The organism is Ralstonia sp. 25mfcol4.1, from assembly GCF_900104095.1.
Taxonomy (GTDB): Bacteria; Pseudomonadota; Gammaproteobacteria; order Burkholderiales; family Burkholderiaceae; genus Cupriavidus.
The window spans coordinates 98,418-111,668 of sequence record NZ_FNJO01000008.1; the positions used below are offsets into that span (position 1 = coordinate 98,418).

Below are 13,251 nucleotides of genomic sequence, written 5' to 3' on the forward strand. Positions count from 1 at the left end.
GACCGTCCCCTGCCGTGTAGATTTGCGGTCGAGGCGCAGCACAAGACGCCCCGCCCGGCGCACGTTTCCGTTGCGGAAACCGTCAGGCAGAACGGGAGCCCGCCACGGGACTGCCGCACACGAACGTTCGCGCTACAGGAGACATGATATGAATTTTCCCCATCGCCTGATGCGGCCGATACTGGCCGTGCTTTGTACCGGATGCATGGCTGTCGCCACGCAGGCCGGCGCCCAGGGTGCCGATCACTACCCGACCAAGCCCATCACCTACGTGGTGCCGTTTGCCGCCGGGGGCACCACCGACCTGCTGGGCCGCCTGATCGGCCAGCGGCTGTCGCAGGTGCTGGGGCAATCGGTGGTGGTGGAAAACCGCGCCGGCGCGGGTGGCAATATCGGCTCCGACTACGTGGCCAAGGCCCCGGCGGACGGGTACACGCTGCTGGGCGGCACGATCAGCTCGCACGCCATCAACGTGAGCCTGTACCCGAAGATGCCGTATGACCCCGTCAAGAACTTCCAGCCCATTGCACTGATCGGCACGTTGCCGAACGTGCTGGTGGTCAATGCCAGCAGCCCGTGGAAGAGCGTGCAGGACGTGATCGCCGCCGCCAGGGCCAAGCCGGGCACGGTCAATTTCGGCTCGTCGGGCAATGGTACGTCGCAGCACCTCGCTGCCGAACTGTTCGCCAACATGGCCGGGCTTCGCATGACCCACGTGCCTTACAAAGGCAGCAGCCAGGCGGTGCAGGCACTGCTTGGCAACCAGGTGGACCTGGTGTTCGAGAACAGCGTGGCCGCCATGCCGATGATCCAGTCGGGCAAGTTCCGCGCACTGGCCACCACCGGCGCCAGGCGCGCGGCCGAGCTGCCCGACGTGCCGACCATGGCGGAGTCGGGCCTGAACGGCTACGAGATCGTGTCGTGGCAGGCCATCTTCGCGCCGGCCGGCACGCCCAGGCCCATCGTCGACAAGCTGTCGACCGAGATCGGCAAGATCATCCGCCAGCCCGAAGTGCGTGCCAAGCTGGCGTCGATGGGCGTGGAGCCGTCGGGCGCCGGGCCCACCGAACTGGGCAATTTCCAGAAGAGCGAAGTCGCAAAATGGGCAAACCTGATCAAGGTCGCCAATATTCACCTGGAGTAAGCATGAGTGATCACCGTATCCCGACTGCCGGCCTGCACCAATGGGTGGTGGACCTCTGGCTGGCGGCGGGCTCCGACGCCCGCGAGGCCAGCCTGACCGCCGATCATCTGGTGGGCGCCAACCTGTCCGGCCACGATTCGCATGGCGTGGGCATGATTCCCAAGTACGTGATGTCGTGGCAGGCCGACCAGCTCCAGCTGAACCAGCAGGTCAGCGTGGTGCATGAATCGGGCGGCATCCTGAGCCTGGACGGCAACCGTGGCATGGGACAGGCCGTGACCGAACAGGCCATGGGCCTGGGTATCGAACGCGCGAAGGAACATGGCGTGTGCGTGCTGGGCCTGCGCCGGTCGCACCATCTGGGCCGGGTAGGACACTGGGCCGAACAGGCCACCGCGGCCGGCATGATCTCGATCCATTTCGTCAATGTGCTATCCAAGCCGATCGTCGCGCCGCATGGCGGCTACGATCCGCGCTTCGGCACCAATCCGTTCACGATTGGCGTGCCGGTGGCCGGACAGCCGCCGCTGGTGCTGGACTTCGCCACCAGCGCCATCGCGCTGGGCAAGGTGCGCGTGGCCAACAACAAGGGCGTGCCGGTACCGCCGGGCTGCCTGATGGACCCGCAGGGACACCCCACCGACGACCCCGCCGTGATGTTCCCGCACCCCGGCACGCCGCAGGGCGCGCTGCGCACGTTCGGCGAGCACAAAGGCTACGTGCTGGCCGTGATGTGCGAACTGCTGGGCGCGGCCGTGACCGGCGGGCATACGATCCGCCCCGAAACGCTCACGCACGAGCACGCGGTGTGGAACAACATGCTGGCGATCATCTTCGATCCGGCACGGCTGGGCAGCACCACCACGTTCGGCCACGAGGTGGAGTCGTTTGTCGAATGGATGAAGGCGTCGCGCCTGCAACCCGGCAACGACGCCATCCGCCTGCCGGGCGACCCCGAACGCGCCTGGCGCCGCGCCCGGGCCGAATACATCCCCGTGGACAGCAGCACGCTGGCCCAGCTTGACGATGCCGCCGCCCGCGTGCTGCAGGCCCGTGGCAAATCGCCGGGCCCGCTTTCCGCGCTGGCCGCCGACTGACCCAGGAAATTGACGATGTCCAACACCCCTCACCTTCCCCAGATCCACCCGCTGCCCAACAAGTTCCGTGCCGACGTGCTGGCGCGCAAGCGCCTGATCGGCCTGTGGAGTTCGCTGGGTCAGCCCGTGACCAGCGAGATCGTCGGCCTGGCCGGCTTTGACTGGCTGCTGCTCGATGGCGAGCATTCGCCCAACGACGTGCTGACTTTCGCGCCCCAGTTGATGGCGCTCAAGGACAGCGTCAGCGCCCCCGTGGTGCGTCCGCCGTGGAACGACCCGGTGATGCTCAAGCGCCTGCTCGACATCGGCTTCTACAACTTCCTGATTCCGTTCGTGGAATCGGCCGAGGAAGCCCGCCGCGCGGTGCGCGCCACGCGGTATCCGCCCGATGGCATTCGCGGCGTGTCCGGTGCCCAACGGCAGAACCGCTATGGCACGCTGCCGGACTTCTTCAAGACCATCAACGACAACATCTGCGTGCTGGTGCAGATCGAAAGCCGCAAGGGCGTGGAAGCGGCCGCCGAGATCTGTGCGGAACCCGGTGTGGACGGCATTTTCATCGGCCCGAACGACCTGGCCGCGGCCTACGGGCATCTGGGCAATCCGAACCACCCCGATGTGCAGGCGGCGGTGAAACAGATCTACGATGCCGCCAACCACGCCGGCAAGGCCATCGGCACGCTGACCCCGGTCGAAGCCGATGCCCGGCGCTACCTCGATATGGGCGCGCACTTCGTGGCGGTCGGCATCGACCACGTATTGCTGCGCGATGCGGCCCGTGCGCTGCGCGACCGCTTTGCGTCCTGAAGCCATTTTCAACAGGAAGGAATCATGAGCAAGCTCGGATTTATCGGATTGGGCGTCATGGGCAAGCCCATGGCGGAACACCTGCAGGCCGGCGGCCATACCGTCTACGCGCACACGCGCAGCGGCGTGCCGCAGGAACTGCTGGACCGCGGCATGCAGCAGTGCGCCAGCGCCACGGAGGTGGCCAGACAGGCCGACATCATCTTCCTGATGCTGCCCGATACGCCCGATGTGGCGCGCGTGCTGTTTGGTGACAACGGCGTGGCCGCCGGGCTGACCCAGGGCAAGATCGTGGTGGACATGAGCTCGATCTCGCCGATCGACACGCGCGAGTTCGCCGCGAAAATCGAACAGCTCGGGTGCGACTATGTGGATGCGCCCGTGTCGGGCGGCGAAGTTGGCGCCAAGGCCGCCACGCTGTCGATCATGGCCGGCGGCAAGCAGGATGTCTTCGACAAGGTGCTGCCGCTGCTGCAATTGATGGGCAAGAACATCACGCTGGTGGGCAATGTCGGTGACGGCCAGGTAGCCAAGGTGGCCAACCAGGTGATCGTGGCGCTGACCATCGAGGCCGTCAGCGAGGCGCTGGTGCTGGCTGCCAAGGCCGGGGCCGATCCCGCGCGCGTGCGCCAGGCACTGATGGGCGGCTTTGCCAGCTCGAAGATTCTTGAAGTTCACGGCGAACGAATGATCAAGCGCACGTTCAATCCGGGTTTCCGCATCGAACTGCATCAGAAAGATCTGAACCTGGCGCTGTCCACGGCGAAGCAGCTGGGCCTGGGCATGCCAAACACGGCATCGACACAGCAGTTGTTCAATGTGTGCGTGGCCCAGGGCGGCGCGGGCTGGGATCACTCGGGGCTGGTCAAGGCCATCGAGCACCTGTCGTCGTTCGCCATCGGCGACACGCCCGGATCGGCCTGATGACAGCCATGTCGGCGGCGCTGAATTCCGACGATCTGGCGTGCTTTGTCTGCGTGGCCAACACGCAGAGCATTTCGCGCGCCGCGCTGGAACTGGGCGCCGACCAGTCTACGGTCAGCCGCCAGATCGCGCGGCTGGAAGCTGCGCTCGACACCCGGCTGTTTCACCGCAGCGGCCGGGGCGTGGTGCTGACCGAGGCCGGTACCACGCTGCTGGGTTACGCGCGACAGGTGGCCGCCACGCTGACCGAGGCGCGCGCGGCGGTGCGGGCGTCTACCGCGCAAGGCCCGGCGCAACTGGTCATCGCGGCACAGCCAACCATCGCCAATACCGCGTTCGCGGCCATCGGCACGGCGCTCAAGGCACGCTTTCCGGCGACGAAGATCCGCTTTGTGGAAGGGCTGGCCAACCCGGTGCTGGCCTGGCTGGCAGCCGGCGAAATCGATGTGGCCCTGCTCTACCTGCCCGAGCAGCAGGGTGCGCTCAAGGTGGACGTACTGCTGGAAGAAGACCTGACGCTGGTCACGCCCTCGTCATGGAGCCACCTGGGCCCGGCGTTCCAGGCGCGACGCCTGGGCGAGGTACCGCTGATCCTGCCCAGCACGTCGCACGGCCTGCGCGTGCTGGCCGAATCGCTGGCGGCGCGCGTCGGCACCTCGCTGAACATGGCGATGGAGTGCGATGCCTCGAACACGGTGGCAATGCGGCTGGTGGAAGACGGCTGCGGCGCGACGCTGCTGCCGTTCGCGGCCGTGGCGGATCGCGTGGCCCAGGGCCGGCTGCATTCGGCGCGACTGATCGACCCGGTGGTGACGCGTCAGGTGGCGATGACCACGCCGCGCAATCGGCCGGTGGTGCCGGAGCTGTGGGACATCATGCAGACGGTGCGGCAGTCGGTGCGCAATATCGTGATGTCGGGCGCGTGGCCGGGGGCGCGGCTGGTTTGATCGCTGATGCCCGATGGCTTTGCTCCCCTCTCCCGCTCCTGCATGGAAGAGGGGAGCGCATAACAACGCATGGTGGCGTTGTTATGCCCAGATAGCCGAATTACTGCTTCGTCGTACCGCTCTGCAGTTCAGCCTTGGCCGTCTCGTCGGCAGCCTTCTTGGCGTCCTTGCGCTCGGACTTGGCCGCGTTCACATCCTGCTTGTACTCGCCCTTGGCCGCCTTCTTCTCGGCCTTGTACTGGTCATTGGCGGCCTTGCGGGCCTCCCGGCGTTCCACGAGCGGGTCCTTCGGTGGCTGGACCTGGGTCGTGACCGGCGGGGCGGCAGTCGTGATGTCGGCCGGGGCGGCCGGCGCCTGCGTGGTCTGTGCGAAGGCGGTGACAGAGATCATGCCGGCTGCCAGGGCGCCAATCAGGGACGTGGTGCGAATGGTTCGTTGCTTGGACATATGAGACCTCTCAGTGGTTGTTATCGAAAACGGAAAACAACGGGTGCGTTGTTTCCCACCGCGTGCCCAGTTTAGAAGTCACATGGTGCCCGGTGTGCCGCATTCACACATCTCCTTACAAAACCTCGCGCGCACTGACAGACAACGCCCGACAACACCACAGTTTGTGTCAAATTTTGCGATTTCTGGCGCTTGAATGACGCGGGCACGTCGCCCACACTGAACCGCATCGACCATCGATTCCAAGGGAGTTGCCATGCATCTCGACGGTTCGTGCCAGTGCGGCGCGGTGCAGTTCAGCCTTGAGTCCGATTCGCCCTACCCCTACCTGCACTGCCATTGCTCGATCTGCCGCAAGACCGGTGGCAGCGGTGGCTATGGCATCAATCTGGGCGGCGATGCCCATACGCTGCGCGTGTCCGGCCAGCAGCACGTGGCCCATTTCCACGCCGTGATCCGCGAGCCCGGCAAGCGGCCGGTGCGTTCCAAGGGATACCGCCACTTCTGCAGGCTGTGCGGCAGCCCGCTGTGGATGTGGGACCCGCGCTGGCCAGACCTGGTCCACCCGTATGCCGGCGCCATCGACACGCCGCTGCCGAAGCCGCCCGATGTCGTCGAGGCCGGCCTCGATTACGTCGCGCCGTGGGTAGACGTGCCGCGCGGCAGGGGCCATCGCCACGTGGGCACCTGGCCACACGAATCGTTGCGCGAATGGCATGTGCGGCATGATCTGCTGAAGTAGTCCGCAGACCAGCGCAGAGGCCGGGCGGCCCTGCCCTGAGCGCGCGCCAGCGGGTCGGACGGCTCCTGACAGGGTCTTGCACCGGCGCTGACATACATCGCGCAAGTGCGCTCCTATGCTCGAATGAGACAAGGCATCTGGGAGCCCGCCATGCGCGACTATCGCCAATATCTGATTTATCCGATGGCATCGCTGTTTGCGATCGTGGCGGTCACGCTGCTGGTCGGCTGCGGCGAATCGGCCAGGTTACCCGATACGGCGGGCATCGGTCCGAACCCGCAACTGCCGGCGCCGCACAAGACGGTGCTTCCGACCATCCATATCGCCCCGGCCGAAGGCTGGAAAGACGGGAAAATGCCCGTACCGGCCGACGGCATGCGGGTGGCCGCCTATGCCGGCAAGCTGGACCATCCGCGCTGGCTGTACGTGCTGCCGAACGGCGATGTGCTGGTAGCCGAAACCAACGCGCCGCCCAAGCCTGACGACCACAAGGGCATCCGGGGCTGGATCATGAAGAAGACGCAGGAGCGCGCCGGTGCCGGCACACCCAGCGCCAACCGCATCACGCTGCTGCGCGACACCAATGGCGACGGCGTGGCCGACCAGAGATCGGTATTTCTTCAAAACCTGCACTCGCCGTTCGGCATGGTGCTCGTGGGCAACGATTTCTACGTCGCCGATACCGATGCCGTGCTGCGCTTCCCGTACACGCCGGGCCAGACCAGCATCACGGCGCCGGGCCAGAAACTGGTGGACCTGCCTGCTGGCTCGATCAACCACCACTGGACCAAGAACATCATCGCCAGCCCCGATGGCAGCAAGCTGTATGTCACGGTGGGATCGAACAGCAACGCGGGCGAGAACGGCATCGACAAGGAAGCGGGCCGCGCCGCCATCTGGGAAGTCGATCGACAGACCGGCCAGCATCGTATTTTCGCCAGCGGCTTGCGCAATCCCAATGGCATGGTCTGGGAGCCCACCACCAAGGCGCTCTGGACGTCCGTCAATGAGCGCGACGAAATCGGTAGCGACCTGGTACCCGACTACATTACCTCCGTGCGCGACGGCGGCTTCTACGGATGGCCGTACAGCTATTACGGCCAGCACGTGGACGACCGCGTGAAGCCGCCCGCCCCCGACATGGTGGCCAAGGCCATCGTGCCCGACTACGCGGTGGGCGCCCACACGGCGTCGCTGGGCATGACCGGCGCCGCAGGCAACAGCCTGCTGCCGCAGTTCCGCGACGGCATGTTCGTGAGCCAGCACGGCTCATGGAACCGCAAGCCGCGTTCGGGCTACAAGGTCATCTTCGTGCCGTTCGACCAGGGCAAGCCGCGTGGCGCCCCAATCGACGTGCTGACCGGCTTCCTGGATCAGGACGGCAAGGCGCAGGGGCGCCCGGTAGGCGTCGTGATCGACAAGACCGGCGGGCTGCTGGTGGCCGACGACGTGGGCAATGTGGTCTGGCGGGTGAGCGCAGCGAAGTGATAGCGCGAAGCAATAGCGCGAAGTAATGGCGCGCGAAGTGATAGCGCGAAGCAATAGCGCGAAGTCGCCCCCGGACATGCTGTCCCGTCTGGCGCCTGCGCCGTCATGCCACCGGGCGCTGCGCGCGTCCGACGATCTGCAGCGTCCGTAGCAATAACGCCAGACCGCGCCGCGTATCGGCATCGCGCGCCAGCGCCCACAGGGCCCGTGTACCTGGCGGCTCGGTGTCTCGCCGGGTCTGCGCAGCGGCCAGCCGCAGCGCGCCGCTTAACGCGCCATGGGCCGCCACGCCTTCCTCGAACACGCTGCTGACTTTCTCGATCATCGCCGGATCGAGAAAATCGACAAGATCGGCCATCAGCGCCAGTATGTCGACCAGGTTGTCGAGCCGCGCGCCGAGCAGCAGCGGGGCCAGCCTTGGAGACAGTTCTGCCCAGGCCGCCGGCGCCGGGTCAACCGGCTGGCTGTCGGCCAGATGGTGGGCAACGTGCGGGGCAAGGCCCGGCTCGGAAGCCTCGGGAATGGATGCCATGGGGACTCCACAGTGGATCACATCGGGTGATGGCAGGAGCGGCGGTCAGAGCATGCCCCGCGCAACCGCCCAGTAGGCGCCGCGATTGAAGCCCTGGCGCAGCAGGCCGCCCAGCCTGGTGGGCGGCATCGGTTGCACGTCCCGATGGTAGTCGTACCAGAGCGGCATGCCCGCCGATAGCCCAAGCTGGGCAACGGCCTGAACCTTGCCGTCGTAGGCCGCGACGGGACGTCCCAGGCGTATCGACGCCGCGATGTTGTCGGCGATCACCGGCGCCTGGTTGTGGCATGAGCCGCCGGCCTTGCTGACCGGCAGATCCACGGTATCGCCGATCACGTAAACCCGCTCATGCCCGCGCACCTGCAAGGTCTCATGGTCGGTGGGCAGCCAGCCCTCGTCGTCGGCGGCTTCGGACAGGCCGCTCTGGCGCACCACATCGACGGCGCGGATGGGCGGCGTGGCCATCAGGATGTCAAACGGCTGCTCGGCGCCCTCTTCCGAATACGCCACCCGCCTGCCGGGGTCCACGCGCGCCAGGGTAAAGCCGCGCTGAAAGCGGATGCCGCGCTGCTCGAACAGGGCCGGCACGACATCGCAGGTGGGCTTCTGCAGGAACAGGCAATTGCGCAGCAACTGCGAGACGGTCGGGTAGGTGTAGACGATCTCCACCCGCTCGCGCACCCCGCGCCGGCGCAGGTAGTCGTCCAGCATCAACGTGGTTTCCAGCGGCGCGATGCCACATTGATGTGGCACGTTGTGCGTCTTCGGGAACGAAACCGTGACGAAGATTCGCCCCCGCTGGATGCGCGCGAGCTTTTCGGCCAGCTGACGGGCCGGCGCGTACTGGTAGAAATGGTCGCCCGCCTCGCCCAGCCCCTCGATGCGCTCCGGGGCCGGCACGCACCCGGTGGCGATCACCAGATAGTCGTAGCCGTAGCGCCTGCCGCTGCGGGCCTGCACCTCCTGGCGGCCCAGATGGAACTGCTCGGCCGCATCCACCACGAAATCGATCTCCGGCCGCAGCAGCGACCGCTCGCGCCGTACCAGTTCCTCGCGGAAGAACGCGCCGAACGCCACATACATGAACGCCGGCTTGTAGAAGTGATCGTCCGTATCGGACAGCACGGTCACGGCGACGTCGCCGTCGACGATCTCCCGGAACAGCTTGCCGGCCAACTGGTTGGCCAGCATCGTGCCCCCCACGCCGCCCCCTACGATCAGTATGCGTTGTGTCATCGTCTCCACCTGGTCAGGATCATCGAGAGAACATGCCGCTCAGACGCGAATCCGCACGGGGCGGGAAAGTGTCTGGCAGACCGGGCACTCACGCGCCGTCTTCAGCACGCGCGCGTGCAGGTCGGCCGATATGGCGGCCAGGAAAAATACGTCGATCTCGAAGGCGGTGATGTCGCCCTGGCGGTCCAGGCGGACATCCACGCGGTACGGCGGCAGTTGCGCGTCGCGGTGGGCCATGTCGATGGTGATGCAGACGCAGGCTGCCACGGCGCCCGCCAGCAGTTCGTGCGGCCGCATGGCGGTTCCGCCGCGCAGGCCGTCGGCGGCCGCATCGGCAAGCACCACGTGATGCCCGCTGCGGATCGTCACGGCGTACGACGGGCCCTGGCGCGACGCGGAAACCTGCAGCGGCGCCATCAGTGGACCTGCGCCACCACGAACAGCCGTCGAAACGGAAACAGCGTGCGGCCGTCGGGGCCATTTGGATAGAGCTTGCGCAGCCTTGGCACGTATTGCGCCAGAAAGCGGCCGCGCTCGCTGTCGTCGAGATGATCGGTCACCGCGCGCAGGCCCGACGCCTTGATCCAGTCGTAGACGGGGTCGTCGCCTTCCACCACCTGCAGGTAGTCTGTCTTCCAGATGTCCAGATGCGCGGTGCGATCCACCAGCAGCTGGTAGTAGAACGCCGCGGGCTGCACGTGGTTGCGCGCCAGTTCTCCCCGCAACATCGGCGTGCCCAGCACACTGCCGCCCGGGCCGGCGGTGGCCAGCACCTCGCGCATCAGACCGTACCAGGGGGTCTCGCACCAGTCGGGCATATGCAGCGCCAGGCAGCCGCCGGGCCGCAGAAAGCCCAGCAACCTTGGCAGCAGCGTTTCGTGATCGCCCAGGAAGTGAAGCACCGCGCTGGCGAAGATCAGGTCCGCGTGCGCCTGCGGCGTCCAGTGCTGAATGTCAGCCTGCTCCCAGCGGATGGCGCCACTCTCGCCGGCTGCGGCAGCCAGCATTTCGGGGGAACTGTCTACGCCGCACACGCTGGCGTGTGGCCATTTTTCCTGCAAGGCCCGGGTGACATGCCCCGGGCCGCAACCGATGTCGTATACCGTGTGCGGCGCATCGAGCGGCACCCGCTGCAGAAGCTCCACCGCGGGCCGCAGCCGCAAATCGGAAAACTGCAGATACAGCGTGGGATCCCAGCGCGCATCCGGCCGGCCCTCGCTCACGTTCATCGACATCAATCGCATGGTTGGCTCTCCATGGCGCGATGCCGGGGGCATCGGGAATGCTCATTAGCATATGCATTCGATGTCGCGACGCTACTGAAGAATCTTTATGTCAGTACTGGCACGGTTTAAATGACAAGTCCGCGCTTCTCACGCGAACGGGTGACATCTGCGCGGGAACGGCCGCACAACGACCGCACAACGGCCGCCAAAATGAAAACCGGCGGTGCGATTCCGTCGCACCGCCGGAAAGCCTGGCCCTCAGCCCGGAACAATGATCAGAAGCGGTGCTGCAGGCCCGCCAGCACGCCGACCTGGTTGTCCGCATAGCCAGCGAAATCACGCGAGACACTCACAGGCTGGCCATTGCGCGCCTTCGCATAGGCCGCGGACACGTATGCCAGCGTGCGTTTGGAAAAGCTGTACTGGGCGCGCAGCGAGACCATGATCGGATCGGCGTTGGTGTCGCCCTTGATGTTCTGCTTGTAGACCGCGCCGTACAGCGCGAAGGCCGGCGTGAAGTCGTACGCGGCGCCCAGCCAGTACATGTCGCTCAGCTGATTGGGAGCCGTCGTGGTGAAGGTCTTTCGGTAATTGCGATAGCCGGCAAAGAGCTTCAGCGCGCCAACGTCGTATCTGGCACCGGCATGGATGCCCTGGGCATAGTCGGTGGGGTCGCCCGCAGCCCCGTGGACGCGGTCCCATGTGACCACCGCCGAAAAACCGCCCGCCGCGTAGCCAATCGCAAGATCGTATTTCAACGAAGATTTGAAGCTGCCGGGGTCTTCGCCGAACCCCAGCGTTCCGCCGACCTTCACGGGCCCGAACTGGCCGTCATAGCGCACCACGTTCGACGATCGCACGAACATGCTGTCCTGCCGGTCTCCGGAGCCTGTCGAGGCCATGGCCCAGGAATAGTTTTGCGCGTAGTCCATGGGCTCGAACGGCGCCATGTAGTCGAACGTGGTGGAATAGTCCGCGCCCATCCGGATACTGCCCAGCGTTTCGTGCTGCAGGCCCACCCATGCGCGCCGGTTGAACAGCCCGCGGTCGCCGTAGAACGTTCCGGTATCGGCCTGGATACCCGATTCCAGCCTGAAGATGGCGGTCATTCCGCCGCCGAGCGGCTCGGCGCCGCGCAGGCCCCAGCGGGAAATGTTCTTGCCGCCCGATACCAGCCCCACCGTCGATCTGCCATCGGGACCGGCGTTGCTGATGTACTCGACGCCCACGTCAAGCAGCCCATAGAGCGTGATGCCGGACTGCGCTTCTGCTGCTGTCGAGACCAGGCCGCTTGCGGCCAGTACCACTGCCTTGCGTTTCATGTCAGACCTCCTTGCACGTTCCTGTTTGGACGTGCGGCGTGAGGTCCGGTGCCGGCGCCAGGCCGTGCTTTCGCGAGCCCTTTTGATCCACGGCAGGCGGGCGTCAGCGCAAGGCTGCAAAGCAGTGGCCAGAAATGAAAAACCGGCGGCGCGAGCCCCTCGCACCGCCGGAAGGCCGCCCACCACGGCAGCCTGGAAACAACGATCAGAAGCGGTGCTGCAGGCCCGCCGTCACACCGACCTGATTGTTGGCATAGCCAACGAAATCGCGCGAGACACTCACGTTCTGACCGTTGCGCGCCTTGGCATACGCTGCGGACAGGTACGCTGAGGTGCGTTTGGAAAGATTGTATTGGGCGCGCATCGAGATCATGATCGGATCCCCATCGGTGTCGCCCTTGATGTTCTGCTTGTAGACCGCGCCGTACAGCGTGAAGGCGGGCGTGAAGTCGTAGGCGGCGCCCACCCAGTACATGTCGCTCAGCTGCTTGGCGGCCGTCGTGGTGAACGTCTTGCGGTAATTGCGATAACCGGCGTACACCGACAGCGGGCCGAAGTCGTAGCTGGCGCCGGCGTGGATGCCCTGGATGTAGTCGGTGGAGTCGGCCGGCGTGGTGCTGGCGCCCGCGCCCATCTGGCGATCCCAGGTCACGGCCGCGGCAAAGTTGCCGGCGTTGTAGCCCAGACCCAGATCGTATTTCGACGAACTCTTGTAACTGCCCGGCACTTCGCCGAACGCCATCGTGCCGCCCACCTTGAACGGCCCGAACTGGCCGTCGTAGCGCACGATGTTGGTCGAACGCGAGAACATGCCGTCCTTGCGGCCGCCCGTGGCCGTCGAAGACGTGGCCCACGAATAGTTCGGCGCGTACCCCATCGGGTCGAACGGCAGCATGAAGTCGTAGGTCGTGGTGAAGTCACGGCCCAGGCGGATGCTGCCGAGGTTCTTGTCCTGCAGGCCCACCCAGGCGCGACGGTCGAACAGCGTATTGTCGGTGTCGAGCTTGCCGGTATCGATGGCGATGCCCGATTCCAGCGTGAAGATGGCCTTCAGTCCGCCACCCAGGTCTTCGGTGCCACGCAGGCCCCAGCGCGACGTGTTCTTGCCGCCCGAGGTCATTTTCACCAGGGAATTGCCGTTGGCGCTGGCATGGTTCACGTACTCGATGCCCGAATCCACCAGGCCATACAGCGTCACACTCGATTGCGCCGCCGCGCCGCCCGATACCACGCAACCCAACGCGGCCAGGGCCACTGCCTTCCGTTTCATCCTCAGTCTCCTTTGTTGTTCTGGTGTGTAGTGAACGGAGCGGATGGTATGGGGGCCTCACTTTCAGT

At 65.9% G+C, this 13,251-nt stretch carries 14 protein-coding genes; 7 read left to right on the forward strand and 7 right to left on the reverse strand.

Annotated features, from left to right (window positions below; translation table 11 throughout):
* The first annotated feature begins 148 nt into the window (after positions 1-148).
* From BLQ58_RS15740 to BLQ58_RS15760, 5 genes are read left to right on the forward strand one after another with little or no spacing between them, the layout of a single operon-like run.
* Positions 149-1,144: a Bug family tripartite tricarboxylate transporter substrate binding protein gene (locus tag BLQ58_RS15740; protein WP_092599780.1), complete on the forward strand. Its 996-nt coding sequence runs from the start codon at positions 149-151 to the stop codon at positions 1,142-1,144.
* Positions 1,145-1,146: 2 nt separating this feature from the next.
* Positions 1,147-2,241 (forward strand): malate/lactate/ureidoglycolate dehydrogenase, encoded by a 1,095-nt coding sequence (locus BLQ58_RS15745; protein WP_092599783.1) that lies wholly within the window; start codon positions 1,147-1,149, stop codon positions 2,239-2,241.
* A 15-nt stretch (positions 2,242-2,256) separates the two neighbouring features.
* Positions 2,257-3,048 carry a 2-dehydro-3-deoxyglucarate aldolase gene (garL, locus tag BLQ58_RS15750; RefSeq protein WP_092599786.1) on the forward strand — a complete coding sequence of 264 codons (792 nt, stop codon included), beginning with the start codon at positions 2,257-2,259 and terminating at the stop codon, positions 3,046-3,048.
* Positions 3,049-3,072: 24 nt separating this feature from the next.
* Positions 3,073-3,972: a 2-hydroxy-3-oxopropionate reductase gene (locus BLQ58_RS15755; protein WP_092599789.1), complete on the forward strand. Its 900-nt coding sequence runs from the start codon at positions 3,073-3,075 to the stop codon at positions 3,970-3,972.
* A gap of 8 nt (positions 3,973-3,980) precedes the next feature.
* On the forward strand, positions 3,981-4,919 hold the full coding sequence (locus BLQ58_RS15760; protein WP_092600240.1) for a LysR family transcriptional regulator: 939 nt from the start codon (positions 3,981-3,983) through the stop codon (positions 4,917-4,919).
* A 100-nt stretch (positions 4,920-5,019) separates the two neighbouring features.
* Here BLQ58_RS15760 and BLQ58_RS15765 read toward each other — a convergent pair whose 3' ends face one another.
* Complete coding sequence (locus BLQ58_RS15765; RefSeq protein ID WP_092599792.1) at positions 5,020-5,367, reverse strand: hypothetical protein; 348 nt, start codon at positions 5,365-5,367, stop codon at positions 5,020-5,022.
* A 256-nt stretch (positions 5,368-5,623) separates the two neighbouring features.
* Between BLQ58_RS15765 and BLQ58_RS15770 the strand changes: the two genes are divergently transcribed.
* A complete protein-coding gene (locus tag BLQ58_RS15770; protein WP_092599795.1) occupies positions 5,624-6,109 on the forward strand; it encodes a GFA family protein in 486 nt (161 codons plus the stop codon).
* Between the two features lie 183 nt (positions 6,110-6,292).
* Positions 6,293-7,597 carry a PQQ-dependent sugar dehydrogenase gene (locus tag BLQ58_RS15775; RefSeq protein ID WP_092600243.1) on the forward strand — a complete coding sequence of 435 codons (1,305 nt, stop codon included), beginning with the start codon at positions 6,293-6,295 and terminating at the stop codon, positions 7,595-7,597.
* A 103-nt stretch (positions 7,598-7,700) separates the two neighbouring features.
* Here BLQ58_RS15775 and BLQ58_RS15780 read toward each other — a convergent pair whose 3' ends face one another.
* The 6 genes from BLQ58_RS15780 to BLQ58_RS15805 form a co-directional block, all read right to left on the reverse strand.
* A complete protein-coding gene (locus tag BLQ58_RS15780) occupies positions 7,701-8,129 on the reverse strand; it encodes a DUF1641 domain-containing protein (RefSeq protein WP_092599798.1) in 429 nt (142 codons plus the stop codon).
* Positions 8,130-8,174: 45 nt separating this feature from the next.
* Positions 8,175-9,365 (reverse strand): NAD(P)/FAD-dependent oxidoreductase, encoded by a 1,191-nt coding sequence (locus tag BLQ58_RS15785; RefSeq protein WP_092599801.1) that lies wholly within the window; start codon positions 9,363-9,365, stop codon positions 8,175-8,177.
* A gap of 39 nt (positions 9,366-9,404) precedes the next feature.
* Positions 9,405-9,782, reverse strand: coding sequence for an OsmC family protein (locus BLQ58_RS15790; RefSeq protein ID WP_092599804.1), 378 nt, complete (start codon positions 9,780-9,782; stop codon positions 9,405-9,407).
* Positions 9,782-10,609 (reverse strand): methyltransferase domain-containing protein, encoded by an 828-nt coding sequence (locus BLQ58_RS15795; protein ID WP_092599807.1) that lies wholly within the window; start codon positions 10,607-10,609, stop codon positions 9,782-9,784. Before BLQ58_RS15795 ends, BLQ58_RS15790 begins: the two co-directional genes overlap by 1 nt.
* A 257-nt stretch (positions 10,610-10,866) precedes the next feature.
* Positions 10,867-11,913: a porin gene (locus BLQ58_RS15800; protein ID WP_092599810.1), complete on the reverse strand. Its 1,047-nt coding sequence runs from the start codon at positions 11,911-11,913 to the stop codon at positions 10,867-10,869.
* A gap of 205 nt (positions 11,914-12,118) precedes the next feature.
* Positions 12,119-13,183 (reverse strand): porin, encoded by a 1,065-nt coding sequence (locus BLQ58_RS15805; RefSeq protein ID WP_092599813.1) that lies wholly within the window; start codon positions 13,181-13,183, stop codon positions 12,119-12,121.
* Between the last annotated feature and the right edge of the window lie 68 nt (positions 13,184-13,251).